The sequence below is a fragment of the Achromobacter insolitus genome, assembly GCF_002209555.1.
GTDB lineage: Bacteria > Pseudomonadota > Gammaproteobacteria > Burkholderiales > Burkholderiaceae_B > Achromobacter > Achromobacter insolitus.
On sequence record NZ_NJIF01000004.1, the window covers coordinates 228,615 to 247,324 of the forward strand.

Annotated in this window: 14 protein-coding genes; 4 read left to right on the forward strand and 10 right to left on the reverse strand. The window is 66.9% G+C overall.

Annotated elements, in window-relative coordinates; all coding sequences use genetic code 11:
• Positions 1 to 4: 4 nt before the first annotated feature.
• The 5 genes from CEY08_RS16130 to CEY08_RS16150 form a co-directional block, all read right to left on the reverse strand.
• Complete coding sequence (locus CEY08_RS16130; protein WP_042794417.1) at positions 5 to 982, reverse strand: ABC transporter permease; 978 nt, start codon at positions 980 to 982, stop codon at positions 5 to 7.
• Positions 979 to 3,216 (reverse strand): ABC transporter substrate-binding protein, encoded by a 2,238-nt coding sequence (locus CEY08_RS16135; RefSeq protein ID WP_063959779.1) that lies wholly within the window; start codon positions 3,214 to 3,216, stop codon positions 979 to 981. Before CEY08_RS16135 ends, CEY08_RS16130 begins: the two co-directional genes overlap by 4 nt.
• A gap of 99 nt (positions 3,217 to 3,315) precedes the next feature.
• The gene (locus CEY08_RS16140; protein WP_088607730.1) at positions 3,316 to 3,975 is read right to left on the reverse strand and encodes a thermonuclease family protein; all 660 of its coding nucleotides are present in this window, start codon (positions 3,973 to 3,975) and stop codon (positions 3,316 to 3,318) included.
• 79 nt (positions 3,976 to 4,054) lie between these two features.
• Positions 4,055 to 5,059 (reverse strand): magnesium and cobalt transport protein CorA, encoded by a 1,005-nt coding sequence (locus CEY08_RS16145; RefSeq protein WP_042794419.1) that lies wholly within the window; start codon positions 5,057 to 5,059, stop codon positions 4,055 to 4,057.
• A gap of 65 nt (positions 5,060 to 5,124) precedes the next feature.
• Complete coding sequence (locus tag CEY08_RS16150) at positions 5,125 to 7,233, reverse strand: ATP-dependent helicase (RefSeq protein ID WP_076817798.1); 2,109 nt, start codon at positions 7,231 to 7,233, stop codon at positions 5,125 to 5,127.
• Between the two features lie 118 nt (positions 7,234 to 7,351).
• Here CEY08_RS16150 and CEY08_RS16155 point away from each other — a divergent pair, with 118 nt between their 5' ends.
• Entirely contained in the window at positions 7,352 to 8,248 is an 897-nt protein-coding gene (locus tag CEY08_RS16155) for a DUF72 domain-containing protein (RefSeq protein WP_076814659.1), read from the forward strand.
• Here the strand turns inward: CEY08_RS16155 and pdxR are convergent.
• The gene (gene pdxR / locus CEY08_RS16160) at positions 8,234 to 9,754 is read right to left on the reverse strand and encodes a MocR-like pyridoxine biosynthesis transcription factor PdxR (RefSeq protein WP_042794421.1); all 1,521 of its coding nucleotides are present in this window, start codon (positions 9,752 to 9,754) and stop codon (positions 8,234 to 8,236) included. The two genes, CEY08_RS16155 and pdxR, sit on opposite strands and share 15 nt — an antisense overlap.
• 168 nt (positions 9,755 to 9,922) lie before the next feature.
• Here pdxR and CEY08_RS16165 point away from each other — a divergent pair, with 168 nt between their 5' ends.
• The 3 genes from CEY08_RS16165 to CEY08_RS16175 all read left to right on the forward strand — a co-directional run bounded on the left by CEY08_RS16165 (position 9,923) and on the right by CEY08_RS16175 (position 13,806).
• Complete coding sequence (locus CEY08_RS16165; RefSeq protein WP_063641289.1) at positions 9,923 to 11,188, forward strand: 4-aminobutyrate--2-oxoglutarate transaminase; 1,266 nt, start codon at positions 9,923 to 9,925, stop codon at positions 11,186 to 11,188.
• A 149-nt stretch (positions 11,189 to 11,337) separates the two neighbouring features.
• Positions 11,338 to 12,807, forward strand: coding sequence for an NAD-dependent succinate-semialdehyde dehydrogenase (locus CEY08_RS16170; RefSeq protein WP_063641150.1), 1,470 nt, complete (start codon positions 11,338 to 11,340; stop codon positions 12,805 to 12,807).
• Between the two features lie 144 nt (positions 12,808 to 12,951).
• The gene (locus tag CEY08_RS16175) at positions 12,952 to 13,806 is read left to right on the forward strand and encodes an inositol monophosphatase family protein (RefSeq protein ID WP_063641149.1); all 855 of its coding nucleotides are present in this window, start codon (positions 12,952 to 12,954) and stop codon (positions 13,804 to 13,806) included.
• A 161-nt stretch (positions 13,807 to 13,967) separates the two neighbouring features.
• Here CEY08_RS16175 and CEY08_RS16180 read toward each other — a convergent pair whose 3' ends face one another.
• The 4 genes from CEY08_RS16180 to pgi all read right to left on the reverse strand — a co-directional run bounded on the left by CEY08_RS16180 (position 13,968) and on the right by pgi (position 18,708).
• Positions 13,968 to 14,786 carry an NAD-dependent protein deacetylase gene (locus tag CEY08_RS16180; protein WP_076814661.1) on the reverse strand — a complete coding sequence of 273 codons (819 nt, stop codon included), beginning with the start codon at positions 14,784 to 14,786 and terminating at the stop codon, positions 13,968 to 13,970.
• Positions 14,787 to 14,846: 60 nt separating this feature from the next.
• Entirely contained in the window at positions 14,847 to 15,794 is a 948-nt protein-coding gene (epsC, locus tag CEY08_RS16185) for a serine O-acetyltransferase EpsC (RefSeq protein ID WP_042794426.1), read from the reverse strand.
• Between the two features lie 182 nt (positions 15,795 to 15,976).
• Complete coding sequence (gene galE, locus CEY08_RS16190) at positions 15,977 to 17,026, reverse strand: UDP-glucose 4-epimerase GalE (RefSeq protein WP_063961674.1); 1,050 nt, start codon at positions 17,024 to 17,026, stop codon at positions 15,977 to 15,979.
• A 14-nt stretch (positions 17,027 to 17,040) separates the two neighbouring features.
• Entirely contained in the window at positions 17,041 to 18,708 is a 1,668-nt protein-coding gene (gene pgi, locus CEY08_RS16195) for a glucose-6-phosphate isomerase (protein WP_076814663.1), read from the reverse strand.
• Positions 18,709 to 18,710 lie beyond the last annotated feature (2 nt).

Consider the following 18,710-nt stretch of genomic DNA (forward strand, 5'->3'; position numbering starts at 1 on the left):
GCGGCTACTCGAATCTGACGCGGGGGTCGGCCAGCGTGTAGGAAATGTCGGCCAGGATCAGCCCCACGATGTAGAGGGCGGCCCCGAGGAACACCATGGCGCGCACGATGGAGAAATCCTGCGCGTTGATGGCGTCGATGGTGTAGCTGCCCAACCCCGGAATGCCGAAGAAGGACTCTGCGATCAGGCTGCCCATGAACAGCAGCGGCAAGGCGGCCACCGTGCTGGTCAGTATGGGCAGCATCGCGTTTCGCAGCACGTGCCGGAACAGCACGACGCGTTCGGCCAGCCCCTTGGAGCGCGCGGTGCGCACATAGTCCTTGCCGATCTCCTCCAGGAACAAGGTGCGGTAGAAGCGCGCTTCCGGACCCAGCCGCGAGACGATCGCGACAAGCACCGGCAGCGCCAGGAACTTGACCACGTCCAGCCCGCCCGAAAAACCCGAGAACGGCACCAGGCGCAGCAGCTTGGCGAATACCCATTGGCCGGCAATGATGTAGAACAGGCTGGAAATGGACAGCAGCAGCACGCAGACCACCACGCCCCAGAAGTCGAGGCGCGTCGCCCGGAAATACACCAGCGTCAGGGAAAAGACGATGCTGACGAACAGCCCCAGGAAAAAGGTCGGCACCGCCAGGGCCAGACTGGGGCCCATGCGCGTCTTGATCTCGCGGCCGATGTCGCGCCCGCCATCGGATGCGCCGAAGTCCATGACAAGCAGAGGCACCGAGCGCTGGTAGAACACCGTGTCGGTCAGTTGGGCCGCGCCTTCGGCTTTGGCGTTGAAGAACAAGGGCTTGTCGTAGCCCCGCTCGGCCTTCCACTTTTCTACCGCGTCCTGGTTGACGCGCTGCCCGCCGATCGCCAGCCGCGCCATATCGTCGGGCGTATTCACCGCGAAGAACAGGATGAAGGTGAAGAGATTCACGCCGATCAGGATCAGCACGCCGTACAGCAACCGGCGGATCACGTAGCCGATCATGATTGATGCTCCTTGCCCTGGGACGGCACGAAGGCCGTCTGGCGCTCGCGCCGCTTCAGCGCCACATAGGAAGGCCATATCGCCAGCGCCAGCAACAGCGCAAACAGGCCTATGGGCCACCACTTCGGGTAGTTCCACTCGTCGATCTTCTGCTGCCGCAGGACCGGGTCGATCTTCAGGTACTGCAGCGTGTTGCGGACCATCTGGGTCGGCTTGGCATTGCCGACCCATTGCTGGTAGGCACCGCCCGACATCGGGAAGTAGCCGAACATCCAGGGCGCATCGCGCTGCACGATGGCGACCATTCGCGCGATGAGCTGTTCTTTTTCTGGGCCATCGTCCAGGAACTTCATTTGCTCGAAGAGGCGGTCGTACTCGGGGCTGGCATAGTTGGCCGCATTCTCGCCGCCGCCCTTGGCCTTGGCATTGGGGCCATAAAGCAGGAACAGGAAGTTCTCGGCATCGGGATAGTCGGCGTTCCAGCCCCACAGGAAGATCTGCGCGGACCCGCGCATCATCTTGTCCTGGAAGCGGTTGTAGTCGGTGGCGCGCACGTCCAGTTGCACCCCGATCTTGGCCAGCTGGCGCCGCATCCAGTCGAACTGCGGATTGGAGCCGCCCCCCACCATCGAGTCGTAGTAGAGCACCAGCGGCGCGCCCGTCTTGGCGTTGCGGCCGTCGGGATAGCCGGCCTCGGCCAGCAGGCGGCGGGCCACGTCCACGGACTTGCGCACCGGCTTGCCGTCCACCAGGTCATAGACCACCGGGTTCACGCCTTCGGGGGGCTCACGATAGCCAAGCACGCCAGGCGGCACCGGGCCATAAGCCACCGAGGCCTGGCTGTTCTCGAACACCGCGACGTACTCTTCCCAGTCGAAGGCGATGCTGATGGCCTGGCGCAGTTTGCGGTTCTTTTCCTCCTGCTCCGGCGTATCGCCCTTGCCCACCACGGGGTCCAGCCAGTTGAAACCCATGTACCAGTTGGCAGTCTCGACCGTGGTCGGCAGTTTGATGCCGTGCTCGCGATACTGGCGCGCCTTGTCCTGGCTGTCGCCCGCGGCGACCAGCATGGCCACCCCGTACTCGCCGCGCTCGATCTGGGGCACGTCGTAATAGCCCTGCATGAACTTGCCGACCAGCGGTATGGCTTCCTTTTCGACGCTGAACTCCGCGCGGTCGATGAAGGGCGTGGGCTTGCCGCAGTCGGCCAGGAGGCCCGCAGCCGCGTCGCCCGGCTCGCCTTCGCAGGGATAGGGTTCGCCGTGGAAGTTGGGATTGCGGCCCAGCACATGACGCCGGTTCTGCAGCGACTCCACCAGCATGTAGGGCCCGGTGCCCACCGGCCAGGTGTTGAATGACAGGTCGTGCGCCGCCATGCCCGGCTGGCTGTAGAAGCGATCGGCCTCCCAGGGAATAGGCGCGGTGAAGGTCATGGCCAGCCAGTACTTGAACTGCGGGTACTTGCCGTTGACGCGGATGCGCAGCGTGTGCGGGTCCAGCGCCTGCACCCCGGTAAAGCCGTCGGGTTCGCGCAGGTCCAGCCACGGAGGCGTGCCGGCGCCGCCCGGCATGTCGCTGCGCAGCGCCTGGTCGCGCTGGCGCAGACGCTCCGCGTACTCTTTCAGGCCGGCCACATGCTCAATCATGAGACCGGAGATCGGCGACACGACACGCGGACTGACCAGGCGCCGGAACGCATAGACATAGTCGTCCGCGGTCAGCTCGCGCGTGCCGGTGCGCGGGAAATCTGGGATGTAGAACTTGTCGTCCAGCTCGCCCGGCGCCAGCGGGAAGTAGTCGTAGCTGCCATCCGTCTTGCGCGCGAAAGCCGGATGCGGCGCATAACGCGCGCCGGGCCGGATCTTGATGTCGTAGATGCTTTGCGCGATCCGCTCGCCGGGCGTGTCGGCGGGCAGCGTGTTGCCCTGCGCATCCAGGTAGACGGGCGGGTCGATGGCCGCGGCCGCGCGCGGCACCAGCTCGTAGGGCCGCTTCAGGTAGTGGTAGCCGTACAGCGTCTCATAGATGTTGTACGTATAAGGGGTCTCGTCGCCAGAATAAGAGCTGGCCGGATCCAGGTACTTCGGGGACCGTTTGACGAAGGCGGAAAACAGCGTGTTCTGGCTTTCGGCGCCGGACGCGTAGGGGCTGTTGATGGGGCTTTCTTGCGAGCAGCCCGCCATCGCCAGCGACAGCAGCATGGCCGCCGCCCAGAGCCGCTTCAATCCGCGCATGGAAACCTTCCCTTCAAATCGTTGCGACAGAGGATAGCAAACACCGGCGCCGGCCCATACCCAGGCATCCCCCAGGGCCGGCAGCGTTCACGCGCCGGCTCAACCGCACTGGCGCTGCCGCCAGCAGTCATAGCGCCACTTCCAGGGTTGCATGGCGCCAGGCTGCGCCCACAGGCCGCGCCCGGCCGCCTTGGCCTGGCGTTGAAGGTCCGGCATGGCCTTGTCGCGCAGGTAGTCGCCCTGGCGCGCCGTGTACGCCCAAGCGTAACCGGCCTCCACCTGCAGGCGATTGGCCGAGCGGCCGTCGTCCAGGATCAGGGCGCAGACTTCCCGTCCGTACTGGTCCTTTTCGTAGCATTGCGCGGTGAGCGTCTTGCCCGCGACCAGGCCGGCCAGGTTCTTGCGCGCCGCCTCGGCATAAGGCTGGCCGGGCTGCTCGGACCCATGACCCTCTTCGGGCGCGTCGATGCTGTCCATGCGGATGCGATGCTGGCCGTCCGGCGCGCGCAGGGTCACGGTATCGCCGTCAGCGACATTCACGATCATGCCCGTCAGGGTGTAGCTGCCCTGGGGCACGCCGCCCGCTAGCGCCGCGCCCGGCCTGTCCTGGGTCGAGGAGGTCGGCCGTTCGGCCCGGTCCAGCCCCTCCCTTCCCGAGGGCTGCAACCCATTGACGATGGCGCCCGCCGCCGCAAGGATCAAGGCGACGATCAGAGCGGTCAGCTTGCTGCCGCCGCGAAAGGGAGATTTGCCACGCACCAGCCCGGCTCCAGATAGGAAAACGCAGGCAGTTTGCCATAAAGGTGGTGGTGGCGGTCGTGCTGAAAGCAGCCCTGGTCTACAGCCAGCCCGACTTGCGGAAACGCCAATACAGGACCGAACAGACCGACGCGATGACGCCCAGCGTGACCGGGTAGCCCCAGGGCGACTTCAGCTCGGGCATGAATTCGAAGTTCATGCCGTAAATGCCCGCGATGGCCGTGGGCACCGCCAGGATGGCGGCCCAGGAGGCCAGCTTGCGGGTAGTGTCATTCTGCGCGGCCTGGCCTATCATCAGGCTGGCTTCAAAGGCGAAGGCCAGGGATTCGCGCAGCGAGTTGAAGAGTTCGTCCACGCGCAGCACGCGGTCGGCGACCTCGCCGAAGTACGGGCGAGCGTGCTCGTCCACCGCCGACATCTCGACGCGCGCCAGACGGCGGCAGATCTCCGCCAGCGGCGACACGACGGTGTGGATGCGCAGCAGGTCACGGCGCTGCCGGTACAGCCTGCGGATATCGGAGTCCTTGGCGCCGCGGATCAGCAGCTTCTGTTCGGCGCCTTCGACCACGGTTTCGATCTTGCCCGCCGCCGCGACATAACGGTCCACCAGCCAATCCAGCAATTCGGACGCGACGTAATCGCTGCCCCGCTTGAGCAGGTCGGGCGAAGCCTCCAGCCGTTCGCGCAAGGGGCTGTGGCCCGCGGTCGCGCCGCGCCGCACCGTGACCAGGAAACCGTCGCCGATAAGGAACTGGGTTTCGCCGAAGATGGGACGCTCGGCCTCGACCTCCACCGTAATGGCCACGATGAGGATCATGTTGCCGTAGTCGATGATCTTCGGCCGCCGGTGGGTTTCCAGCATCTCTTCCTGGTTCTTGTCGCAGGCGCCGAGTTCGCTGGCAACCTTGGCCAGCACTTCCGGGCGCGGATTGCGCAGGCCGATCCACAGCATGCCGTGGTCCTGGCTGACGTACTGGGCGACTTCGTCGATGGGGACCTCGCGGTCCCGCCGTCCGTTCACGTAGGCGATCGATGCGACGACTTCGGTCTTCGAGCCGTCGGCCGCATGTTCTTCAGTAGACATACACACCCTTGGTCAATGCGATCCCTGCCGGACAGCTTATATATATCGGCCGATGATAGCCCAGCCTACGAGAACAGGTTGCGCACCCGCTTGGCGACGTCCACGGCGGGCGCCTGCGGTTCCTTGGGCGCGGCGCGCCCGGCCGGCAAATCGGGCAGCTTGGGCAAGTGATCAAACAGTGGCAGCATGGCGTTCGTGATGTAGCGCGTGCGCGATCCATAAACGTGCCGGTCGCCCATGCCGGTCTGCTGGTGCACATAGAAGCGCTGCGGCACGATGAGCTGCAGGCGCTCTTTGGCCCGCGTCATCGCCACATAGAGCAGGCGGCGCTCTTCTTCGATTTCCTCGGCCGTGCCGGTACTCATGTCGGAAGGGATACAGCCGTCCACCACGTTCAGCACATAGACCGCCTTCCATTCCTGGCCCTTGGCGGAATGGATGGTGGACAGGATCATGTAGTCCTCGTCGCGATGCGGCGCGCCGGACTCGTCGCTGGTGGCATCGGGCGGATCGAGCGTCAGTTCGGTCAGGAAGCGTTCACGCGTGCCGTAGCCCGCGGCGATGCGCGCCAGCTGGTCCAGGTCAGCGCGCCGCACGCGCGCATCGTCGTACAGGCGTTCCAGCTGCGCCCCATACCAGCGCAGGGCCAGGTCCACGTCGGCCGGCCATTTCTGCGCGGGATCGCACAGCGCCGCGTAGGTGTCGGCAAAAGCGCCCCACTCCGCCTGGGCCGCGGAACCCGGTTTGAACTCGCGCAGCGCGCGCAGGGGCTCGGCGGACGCGGACATCGCGTCCATCAGCTTGCCCGCCGTGGCCGGGCCGATGCCGGGCAGCAGCTGAGCCACACGAAATCCCGCCATGCGGCCGCGCGGGTTTTCCGCCCAGCGCAATATCGACAGCAGGTCCTTCACGTGCGCGGCCTCCAGGAAGCGCAAGCCGCCGAATTTCACGAAGGGAATATTGCGGCGAGTCAGTTCCAGTTCCAGCGCGGCGCTGTGGCTGGCGGTGCGGAACAGCGCCGCCTGCGACTTGAGCGTGGCGCCGCCCTCGCGCTGCGCCAGCACCTGGTCGGCCACCCAGCGGGCCTGGCCGGCTTCGTCGCTGACCGTCACCAGTTCGGGCAGCTGGGACGATTGCCGGTCGGTCCACAGGTCCTTGGCGTAGCGTTCCGTGGCCAGGCCTATCACGGCGTTGGACGCGTTCAGGATGGGCTGCGTGGAGCGGTAATTGCGGTCCAGCGTAATCACGCGGGCGGGCGAGGGAAATTGTCCCGGGAAGTCCAGGATGTTGCGCACCGTGGCCGCGCGGAACGAATAGATGGACTGGGCGTCGTCGCCCACTACCGTCAGGCCGCGGCCGTCCGGCTTCATGGCCAGCAGGATCGCGGACTGCAGGCGATTGGTGTCCTGGTATTCGTCCACCAGCACGTGGTCGAAACGCGCGCCCACGTCGGCCGCGATGCCTGGCTCTCCCATCATCTCGGCCCAATAAAGCAGCAGGTCGTCGTAGTCCAGCACCTGCTGGTCCTGTTTGGCCGCGACGTAGGCGCGGAACAGGTTCTTGAGTTCGTCCTCCCATTGGGCGCACCAGGGAAAGGACGTCTTCAGGACGTCGGCCACCGGGGTCTGGCTGTTGACCACGCGCGAATAGATGGCCAGGCAAGTGCCTTTGAGGGGAAAGCGGGACTTGGTGGACGACAGGCCCAGCTCGTGGCGCACCATCCCCATCAGGTCTTCGGCGTCGCCCCGGTCATGGATGGTGAAGGCCTCGGACAGGCCGATGCGTTGCGCGCAGTCGCGCAACAGCCGCGCGCCGATGGCGTGGAAGGTGCCCGCCCATGGCAGCGAGGGGGCCTGTTGCGTCGCGCGCAGATTCATCACCCGCTGCAGCACCGAGCCCACGCGCCGCTCCATTTCCAGCGCGGCGCGGCGCGAGAAGGTCAAGAGCAGCATGCGCTGCGGATCCGCGCCGTTCAGGATCAGGTGCGCGACCCGGTGGGCCAGCGTATTGGTCTTGCCCGAACCCGCCCCCGCAATTACCAGCAAGGGGCCGTCGTCTCCAGGCGCGCCCGCCACACCGAACTCGGCGGCTTCGCGTTGGGCGGGGTTGAGATCGGCCAGGGGATCGGGGCGGTCGGCGGCGGACGGGGATGGCGGATTGGTTTGGTCGGACATGAAGCGGGGCCGCATTGCCGCGGCCTCTGGAAATTGGAGGGTGAGCGTTGCCCGGCCCTCGATCGGCACTGTATATTTATACAGAAATTTTTCAATTCCGTCTGATTTGCCCTCGGCCATGCGCCTACTGACCGGCACCGCCTCCTGGACCGATCCCACCCTCCTGGCCTGCGGCCGCTTCTATCCCCCGGATGTCCGCAGCGCCGAGGCCAGGCTGCGCTTTTATGCATCGCGCTTTCCCATGGCCGAGGTGGATTCCAGCTACTACGCCATGCCCACGGCGGAAAATGCCTACCTTTGGTCGCTGCGCACGCCGGACGATTTCATCTTCAATATCAAGGCCTTCCGGCTGTTCACCGGCCATCAGACGCCGCTTTCCGCCCTGCCCGCGGACATCCGGCGCGAACTGCCTGGCTGGCCCGAACCCGTCATCTACCACGACCGGATGCCGGCGGACCTGCGCGACGAACTCTGGCGCCGCTACCAGCTTGCGCTGGAGCCGCTGCGCATGTCGGACAAGCTGGGCGCGGTGCATTTCCAGTTTCCGCCCTGGATCCGGCGCGACGCGCGCGGCCGGACCCGGGTCGCCGATTGCGCGCGGCGCATGGAGGAACACCTGGTGTCGGTGGAGTTCCGCCACCGCAGCTGGTTCGAGTCGCCCGCCGCCACCGCGGATACCCTGGCCTTGGAACGCGACCTGGGGCTGGCGCATACGGTGGTCGACAGCCCGCAGGGGTTTGACAATTCAGTGCCCGCCATATGGGAATGCACCCACCCGGAACTGACGCTGCTGCGCCTGCACGGACGCAACGCCGCCACCTGGAACGTATCCGGCGCCGCATCCTCGGGACGCTTCCAATACGAATACTCCGAACAGGAACTGGCCGAACTCGCCGAGCGCTTCGCTCGCCTGGCGGCCCAAAGCGCCCAGGCCCACGCGGTGTTCAACACCAACTTCGAAGACCAGGGCATGCGCAACGCCGCGGCCTTCGCGGCCGCGCTAGCGCCCGCCTGAAGCGGCGAGGGGCTGCGCCGCGGCAGGTGCGCGCGCCACTTCGGCCAGGCTTTCCAGCAGCACCTCGAACTTGCGCGCGATATCGTGCTCGGGCACGCAGGCGTAGCCCAGCAGCAGGCCCGGCCGCCGGCCTTCGTCATTGACGTAATAGCGCGACAGCGCGCGCGTCAGCACGCCCTTGCCGCGCGCCACGTCCACCACGCGCAGGTCATCCATGTCCGGGGGCAGCGTCAGCACCAGGTGCAGCCCCGCCATGCTGGCGTCGCGATGCAGCCAATCGGGTCCCAGCCGCCGTTCGATCAGGTTGACGAGCATGGCGCGGCGGCGCCCGTACAGCATGCGCATGCGGCGGATGTGGGCCGCGTAATGGCCCTCCGAGATGAACGTGGCCAGGGCGGCGTGCGTCATCAGATGGCCTTCGCGGTAGAGCTCCGCGTGCGCCGCCTGGAACGCGGCGGTGAGGGTCTTGGGCAGCACCAGGTACCCCACGCGCAGGCCCGGGTACAGGGTCTTGCTGAACGTGCCCATGTAGATCACGGGAGCATCCGGTTCCAGCCCCAGGAGCGACGCGATGGGCCGGCCCGAGAAGCGGAATTCGCTGTCGTAGTCGTCTTCGATGATCCAGCTGCCGCTCTGCCGCGCCACCGCCAGCAGTTGGCGCCGGCGCGTCAGCGACATGACCGGGCCCAGCGGATACTGATGCGATGGCGTGACGAAGATAAAGCGCGGCGGCGTGCCCACCGTGTCTGGCAGGCGCATGCCCTCTTCGTCCACTGGCAGGTGCACCGTGCGCAGGCCGTTGGCCTGCAGAATGGTGCGCGCGCCCCAGTAGCCGGGGTCCTCGACCCAGGCGGTCTCGCCAGCCTCGCCCAGGATGCGGGTGGTCAGGTCGATGGCCTGGTGCGAGCCTTCGGTAATGATGATCTGCTCGGGATCGCAATCGATCGAACGGGTCAACGCCAGATGTTGCGCCAGCGCCTCGCGCAAAGCCGGCAGTCCGCCGCCATAGGCGTAGGTCAGCAGGTCGGGCGAGGGATTGCGCCACAGGCTGCTGACGATGCGGCCAAACTTTTTATGCGGAAACTCCGTCAGGTCGGGCACGCCGGGCATGAACGCCCCCCACTGGTAGGGCGAGGCCGACACGCCATCCACAATGGCCGCGCCGCGCGGCGACAGCGCCGCACGCGCTTGCGCCGGCGGCGGCAGGTGCTTGCGCCGGCCGCTGGCCAGGTAGGAATCCGGGACCGAGGCGTTGACGAAGGTACCGTTGCCCTGGCGGCTGCGGGTATAGCCTTCCGCCAGCAGCTGGCTGTAGACGTGGACCACGGTGTTGCGGGCGATGCCGAGCTCGGCCGCGAGATCGCGCGTGGCCGGCAGCCGCGAGTCCGCCGCGATGGCGCCGTCCAGGATGGCCTCCCGGATGCCGCGGTACAGCCGCTTGTTCATCGGCTCGCTGGAGCCGTCCGCCAGCCGCAGCTGCAGCAAGTCACCGACAATGGACCGCAATTGGTTCTACCCGATTTATAAAAGTGGTTCCCACAAATGGGGCCATCGTAGCATTAAATAAGGTTTTTGCCGCCGGGCCGCCCCAAGGTAAAAAGCGCCCCCAGGGGCAGCTAGCCAAAGGCGCGCCGTGGGGGTTTTTTCCCGCCCATCATGCTCTCCGAGGCTGAGATGAAGAATCAGGACCTGAATACCCGCCGTTCCCTGGCCACGCCCCGTGGCGTCGGCGTCATGTGCGACTTCTACGCGGTGCGCGCCGAAAACGCCACCCTGTGGGATGCCAATGGCAAGGAATACATCGATTTCGCAGGCGGCATCGCCGTCCTGAACACGGGCCACCTGCACCCGAAGGTCAAAGCCGCGGTTGCCGCGCAACTGGACAACTTCACGCACACGGCCTACCAGATCGTCCCGTACGAAGGCTATGTCTCGCTGGCCGAGCGCATCAACCGCCTGGCCCCCATCGACGGCCTGAAGAAGAGCGCCTTCTTCACCACTGGCGTGGAAGCCGTCGAAAACGCCATCAAGATCGCGCGTTCGGCCACCGGCCGCTCGGGCGTCATCGCCTTCTCGGGCTCGTTCCATGGCCGCACCATGCTGGGCATGGCCCTGACCGGCAAGGTCGCGCCGTACAAGCTGTCCTTCGGTCCGATGCCGGGCGACATCTATCACGTGCCGTTCCCCAACGCCACTCAATCCATCACCGTGGCGGACTCGCTCAAGGCGCTGGACCTGCTGTTCAAGTGCGACATCGATCCGAAGCGCGTCGCGGCCATCATCATCGAGCCCGTGCAAGGCGAAGGCGGCTTCAACATCACCCCGCCCGAACTGATGACCGCGCTGCGCAAGGTCTGCGACGAGCACGGCATCCTGCTGATCGCCGACGAAGTCCAGACCGGCTTCGGCCGCACCGGAAAGCTGTTCGCCATGGAACACCACTCGGTCCAGGCCGACCTGATCACCATGGCCAAGAGCCTGGGCGGCGGCTTCCCGATCTCGGGTGTGGTCGGCCGCGCCGAGATCATGGACGGCCCGGCCGCGGGCGGCCTGGGCGGCACCTACGCCGGTAACCCGCTGGCGGTAGCGGCGGCGCATGCCGTGCTGGACGTGATCGCCGAGGAAAAGCTGTGCGAACGCGCCGTGGTCCTGGGCGACAAGCTGCGCGCGCACCTGGAAGGCCTGCGCGCCAAGGTTCCGGGCATCGCCGACGTGCGCGGCCTGGGCTCCATGGTCGCGCTGGAGCTGAACGACGCAGCCACCGGCAAGCCGGATGCGGAAGCGGTCAAGCGCGTGCAAGCCCGCGCCATCGAAAAGGGCCTGATTTTGCTAAGCTGCGGTGTGTACGGCAACGTCCTGCGCTTCCTGTACCCCTTGACCATCCCCGACGCCCAGTTCGATCGCGCGCTGGCCATCCTGTCCGAGGCGCTCGCCGCCTGACGAACAGGGCCTGAACAACCGGTTCTTCGGCAGGCAGGCACAAGTTTTGCGGGCGTAGCGGGTTTCCGGCTTGATCATCAAGCCGCCTACCCGCCACGCCCGCAAGCCGTTTCCTGGCCGGCCGCAATCCATTCAAGGAGACTCCAACAATGACAGCACTGACCCAACCCCTGGCACGCCCCGATCTGCTGCGCGACGCCTGCTACATCGACGGCAAGTGGGTAGGCGCCGGCAGCGGCGCGTCCATTCCCGTGACCAACCCCTCCACCGGCAAGACCATCCTGTCGGTGCCGAAGCTGGGCCGCAAGGAAACCGAACAGGCCATCGCCAGCGCCGAGGCCGCCCTGCCCGCCTGGAGCGCCAAGACCGGCAAGGAACGCGCCGCGATCCTGCTGAAGTGGTCGCAGCTCATGATGCAGAACCAGAAGGATCTGGCCGCCATCATGACGTCCGAACAGGGCAAGCCCGTGACCGAGGCCGCTGGCGAAATCGCGTACGCCGCCTCGTTCCTGGAGTGGTTCGCCGAGGAAGCCAAGCGCATCGACGGCGACATCCTGCAAAGCCCCAAGGCGGGTCAACGGCTGATGGCGCTCAAGCAACCCATCGGCGTGACCGCCGCGATCACGCCGTGGAACTTTCCGGCTGCGATGATCACGCGCAAGGTCGGTCCCGCCCTGGCGGCCGGCTGCACCATGGTGGTCAAGCCCGCTCAGCAGACCCCGCTGACGGCGCTGGCGCTGGCCGTGCTGGCCGAGGAAGCCGGCGTGCCCGCAGGCGTTTTCCACGTCATCACCGGCAGCTCGCGCGATATCGGCGCGGCCCTGTGCGAAAGCGACGTGGTGCGCAAGCTGAGCTTCACCGGCTCCACCGAAGTCGGTCGCACGCTGATGGAGCAATGCGCGCCCACCATCAAGAAGCTGTCGCTGGAATTGGGCGGCAACGCGCCCTTCATCGTGTTCGACGACGCCGACCTGGACCGCGCCGTCGACGGCATCCTGGCATCCAAGTACCGCAATGCCGGCCAGACCTGCGTCTGCGCCAACCGCATCTACGTGCAGGCCGGCGTCTATGAAGAGATTGCCAAGCGCCTGGTTGCCAAGGTCGAAGCCATGAAGGTCGGCGACGGCTTTGCCGACGGCGTGACCCAGGGTCCGCTGATCGACAGCAGCGCGGTGGAAAAGGTGCAGGAACACATCGCCGACGCGACCTCGCACGGCGCCCGTGTCATCGCCGGCGGCAAGCCCCATGCGCTGGGCGGCACGTTCTTCGAGCCGACGGTGGTGCGCGACGTGACGCAGTCCATGCGTTTCGCGACCGAGGAAACCTTCGGCCCGGTGGCTCCGCTGTTCCGCTTCGAAACCGAAGAAGAAGTCATCGGCATGGCCAACGACACCATCTTCGGCCTGGCCGCCTACTTCTTCACTCGCGACTACGCCCGCATCTGGCGCGTGTCCGAAGCGCTGGAGTACGGCATTGTCGGCATCAACACCGGCATCATCTCCAACGAAGTCGGTCCGTTTGGCGGCGTCAAGCAATCCGGCCTGGGACGCGAAGGCTCTAAGTACGGCATCGAAGACTACCTGGAAATCAAGTACCTCTGCGTGGACCTGGGCGCCTGATCGCGCCAGATCGACGACACCCCGCTGGCCGGCCGCCAGCGGGGCCAGGCTGCGGCCTACGCGGGTACCCCGGGCCGGCGATGTTGCATCCCGGCCCGCGCCAGGCATGGTAGATTTGCGCGTTCCCCGAACGAACGAGTCCGTATGAGCAGAACCTTTACCCGCGAGGACACCCGCCGGCTCGCCGCCATCCTGGCTGAAACGGCGCAAACGGAAGTCATGCCGCGCTTTCGCAATCTGCCGGAAGGCGCGGTGCGCGGCAAAAGCTCCGCGCGGGATCTCGTGACCGACGCGGACGAAGCGGCCGAGCGCCTGATCGCGGCCCGTCTGGCCAAACTGCACCCCGGCGCCGTCCTGATCGGCGAAGAAGCCTCGGCTCGCAATCCCGCCCTGCTGAACATGCTGGTCGACGCCGACCTGGCATTCCTGATCGACCCCATCGACGGTACCCGCAACTATGTGGCGGGCTTGCCTCTGTTCGGCATGATGATTGCCGCCTGCCATCGCGGCGACGTGATCGCAGGAGTCATCTACGATCCGGTCAGCCGCGACAGCGCGCTGGCCGTGCGCGGCGAAGGCGCCTGGATGGAATACGAAAACGGCAAGCAGACCCAACTGGCCGTGGCCAGCCCCGTGCCTCCCGAAGACATGGACGGCCTGATTTCGACCGGCGCGCTGCCCCAGCCGCTGCGCACCGCCGTCAACAGCAATCTGGCGCGCCTGGGCAGCACCGCCTCGCTGCGCTGCGCCGCGCACGAGTACCGCATGCTGGCTGCGGGGCACTGCCACGTCGCGCTGTACAACCAACTGACCGCCTGGGACCATGCCGCCGGCTGGCTGCTGCACCGCGAGGCCGGCGGTTACGCCGCCCATTTCGATGGCTCCCCCTATAAGCCCACGCATCGCACTGGCGGCCTGCTCTACGCGCCGGACGCCGGCAGCTGGCACGCCGCCCGCAAGGCCTTATTGGGGGACATGGCGGATACCCCCGAGGCTTGACAGAAGCCCCTAAAGAGAGGTCGAAATCTCGGGGTTATCCCTAGGAGTTATCCCCAGTTCCTGTGGACAACCCTATGGAAAGGTCTGTAACAGCGGAAAAAAACCTTTTCTGGGCAAGCACTTGCTTAGACCGGTCAAAAACCGGCCGCCCGCGGACGGCTTTACAGCGCGTCCAGCGCCACGGCACTAGGCAGTTCCACTTTCAGGGTCAGCATGCTGTCGGCCCGGGTGCGCCCCAGGTTGATGGCAGCTATCGGCATGCCGTTGCGCGCCGCCGCGGACACGAATCGGTAGCCCGAATACACCATTAACGAAGACCCCACCACCAGCACCGCGTCCGCGTTCATGAGGCCTGTGTTGGCCCTGTCCACGCGTTCGCGCGGCACGGTCTCGCCAAAAAAGACCACGTCCGGCTTGACGATGCCGTTGCAGCGCGGACACGGAGGCACATTGAAGCTCGCGAAGTCCTCGCCCTCGAGATCGGCGTCGCCATCGGGCGCATCCGTGGCATCCAGCAGCGCCCAGTCCGGATTGGCCTCCAGCAAGGCTTCCTGCCAGGCCTGGCGGCCGCCGCGCCAGTCGCATGTCATGCAGCGCACCGCGTCCAGCCGGCCGTGCAAGTCCACGACCTCGCGGCTGCCGGCGGCTTCGTGCAGGCCATCGACGTTCTGGGTAACCAGTACCGAAACACGGCCGCGCGACTCCAGCCGGGCCAGCGCCCGGTGCGACGCATTGGGTTGCACGTGGCCGAAACGTCTCCAGCCCACCATGCTGCGCGCCCAATAGCGCGCCCGCGCCAGGGGTCCGCCCATGAAGGTCTGAAGGGTCATGGGCGGCTTGCGCTTCCATTCACCTTCGGTGTCGCGGTAATCGGGAATGCCGGAGTCGGTGCTGACGCCCGCTCCGGTGAGCACGAACAGCCGCGGGTGGCGGTCGACAAAGCCGCGCAGCGCGGCCAGATCAGAGACTCGTGTGTCCATCCAGGCTCCTAAGTGCCTGCCGCCACGCGGGCACGCGGCGGCGCTGGCCGCAATCGCCGTTCAGCCGCCCAGCCCACAGTCGGGCATGTCGCTGACCAGGCTGGCCTGGGTCACGTTGCTGCCCGGCGGCACGCTGCGGGTCAGCCAGACGTTGCCGCCGATGGTCGAGCCCTTGCCAATGGTGACGCGGCCCAGAATCGTCGCGCCAGCGTAGATCACCACGTCGTCCTCGATCAAGGGGTGGCGCGCCAGGCCTTTCTTGAGTTCGCCGTTTTCACCCGGCGGGAAGCGCTTGGCGCCCAGGGTGACCATCTGATAGAGGCGCACACGGTCGCCGATGATGGCGGTCTCGCCGATCACGACGCCCGTGCCGTGGTCGATGAAGAAACTGCGGCCGATGGTGGCGCCCGGGTGGATGTCAATGCCCGTGTCCGCATGCGCGATCTCCGCCACGATGCGCGCCAGCATGGGCACGCCCAGGCGGTACAGCACATTGGCCAGGCGGTGATGGATCATGGCCGCCACGCCCGGATAGCACAGCAGCACTTCGTCCACGTTGTGCGCGGCCGGGTCGCCCTGGTAGGCGGCGGTCACGTCCAGGTCCAGCGCCGCGCGCACGCGGGGCAGTTCGGCGCCGAACTGGCGCACGATCTCGATCGCGCGCTGGCGCGTATCCGCGGGCGCAGCCTGTTCGGGCCGGCCCACGTATTGCAGCTCAAGACAGACCTGGTGCAGCAGCGCGTCGAGCGCCGCGCCGATGGTATGCCCGACGTAGAAGTCCTCGACCTCTTCGCGCAGGTCTATCGGCCCCAAGCGCATGGGGAACAGGGCGCCGCAGAGATCCTTGACGATCTGGCGCAGGCTTTCCTGCGAGGGGAACTCGCGCAGGCCGGCATCTTCGCGCAAACGGCCGCGCGGACCGCGCCAGGCCACGCGCGCTTCGCGCAGGCCCGACACGATGCTGTCCAGGTTCCAGTGAGCCGGCGCGCTGTAGGTCGGCCCGCTCATGAACGCGGCTCCTGCCGGGAACCGGCGCGACGGGAAAACGGAGTGAATTCAAACATGGGTGCGCCTCGTTGACGGTGCTTGCGCGGCGGCCCGGGCCGCCGCGCGATGCTGCTTCGCAATATTTCCGTCCACTGTAACCGCTCCCGCCGTTTTCGCGGAAACCAACCGACACGCCGCAGGGGTTATGCCGCAGCGTCCTGCTCGTAGCCCTGTGGGTTCCCCTGCTGCCAACGCCAGCCGTCCGCGCACATGGCATCCACGTCGTGCGTGCTGTGCCAGCCCAGCAGCGAGGCCGCGAGGGCCGGGTCCGCCCACATCCGTTCGATATCGCCAGGACGCCTGGCCTGCGTGCGCACCGGAATCCGACAGCCATTGACCCGTTCGAAGGCGTGCACCAGCTCCAGCACGCTGGTGCCCTGCCCCGTGCCCAGGTTCACCGCCACGAACCCGGGATGGCCTTCCGAGTACGCCAACGCCTGCACATGCCCCTGCGCCAGGTCCATGACGTGCAGGTAGTCGCGCACTCCCGTGCCGTCCACGGTGTCGTAGTCGTCGCCGAATACCCGCAGAAAGGGTTGGCGGCCCACCGCTACCTGGGTGATGAACGGGAACAGATTGTTCGGCACGTCGCGCGGGCTTTCGCCGATCTGCCCGCTGTGGTGCGCGCCGATGGGATTGAAATAGCGCAGCGTGACGGCGCTGAAGGCCGGGTCCGCGGCGCAGGCGTCGCGCAGGATTTCCTCCACCATCAGCTTGGTGCGGCCATAGGGATTGGTGGGCGCCAAGGGGTGCGCCTCGGTGAACGGCAGATAGCGAGGCTCGCCGTATACGGTGGCGGACGAACTGAACACCATGCGCGACACGCCTGTTTCGCGCATGGCGCGCAGCAGCGCCACCGAACCGCCAACATTGTTGTCGTAGTACTTGAGGGGATCGGCGACGGACTCCCCCACCGCCTTGCTGCCGGCCAGGTGCAGCACCGCCTTCACCGCCGCGCCGCGCGCGGCGGACTCGGCCAGCACCGACTCGACCAGCCCGGGGCTGCGGATGTCCCCTTCCACCAGCGGAATCTCCACACCGCACAGACGTTCGACGCGGCGCACGGCCTCGCGGCTGCCGTTGCTGAAGTTGTCCAGCACCAGCGGCCGCTGGCCCGCCGCCACCATCGCCACCAGCGTGTGCGTGCCGATATAGCCGGCGCCGCCCGTCACCAACACATGCAGGTCCGGCATGGACGCGGCCTCCTTCACAGATGCGCGGCCACACCGGGCACCCAGGCGTGGCGCGGACGCGGCGCCTGCGCGTGGCTGCGGTAGCGGTTGATCCAATACGAGGTGGACGCGTCATGCCCCCAATCCACCACGCCCGCGGACACGGGCACCGCCAACTCGCGCTCGATGCCGGTGGCCAGGCGCTTGCCCAGCTCCACGCCCCATTGGTCAAAGGGATTGATGCCCCAGACCACGCTCTGCACGAACACCTTGTGCTCGTACAGCGCCAAGAGCGCGCCCAGCCCCCGCGGATCCAGCTGGCGCAACACAATCAGGGTGGAGGGCCGTCCGCCCGGATGCACCATGTGCTGCGCCAGGCTCAGCGCGCGCTCCTGGTCATCGATGTGCGCCACGTCCATCAAGGCCTGCTCCAGGCATTTGCCGCGCAGCAGCGCCTGGCGCTGCGCGAGGCAGTTGGCCAGCAGCATGCGGTGCGCGTCCGGACTGTCCGCATGGCCCTGCAGGCTGGCAATGAAGTCCACCGGCGCGCCGTCCTCGCTTTGATGCAGCCACTGGAAGAAGGTGTGCTGGCCATCGGTGCCTGGCATGCCCCAGATGATGGGAGCCGTGGGCACGCCAACCGCCGCGCCGTCGCCCGCCACGCGCTTGCCCAGCGATTCCATTTCCAGCTGCTGCAGGTAGGTGACCAGATGCAGCAGGCGCGCGCTGTACGCCGCGATATTCAGCGAGTTATGCCCGAGCACGCTGCAGTTGACCAGGCCCGCCAGCGCCAGCTGGATGGGCGCGTTCGACGCGAACGGCGCCTGCTGGAAGTGCTGGTCCATCGCTTCGGCGCCCGCCCGCATGCCGATCAGCACGTCGGCGCCAACCGTCAGCGCGATCGACAGGCCCGCCACCGACCAGACGGAGTAGCGGCCGCCCACCCAGTCGCACATCTTGAATATCTGGCTGGAAGGCACGCCCAGCGCGCGCGCCGCCGACACATTGGCGGTGACCGCCGCCAAATGCTCCGAAACGTCGGCCACGCCGCCCTGCTTGAGCCACGCGATGGCGGCCCGCGCATTGTGCAGCGTCTCGGCGGTAGTGAAGGACTTGGAGGACACCACCACCAGGCAGCGGCGCGGATCCAGCCCGGCCACTGCGTCATGGAAGGCATGGCCGTCGATATTGGACACGAAGCGGATCTGCCGGCGTTGCGACGCGCCTCCGAAAGCCTGGACCGCCAGGCGCGGCCCCCAATCGCTGCCGCCGATGCCGATATGCAGCACCGTATTGAAATCGGCCGTCTGGTCGACCCGGCGCACGAAGTCCGTCATGCGCGAATGCTCGCAGACGGAGTCCGCGTCCTGCCCATCGGGCTGCTCCCGCGTGCGCCCGGCGCGCAGCGCCGTATGCCAGGCCGGCTTGCCTTCGGTCCAGTTGACCGGCTCTCCCGCGAACAGCGCCTGGCGCGCATCCGCCACGCCGCGCGCCTGCAGCAGCGACATGGCCGCGGCTTCCAGCGCCGGCGACTGCCGCTGCATGCTCAGGTCCACGCACAGACCCGCTGCCTCGATGACCTTAAGCGCGGCGCCATCCAGCTCCGCGGCGCGCGCGGCCTGCGCGAACGCCTGCCACTCCGGGCTGTCCGCCAGGCCCGAATTCGCCCTTAGCGCCTCAACCGCATATTTGGCCTTTCCCATCG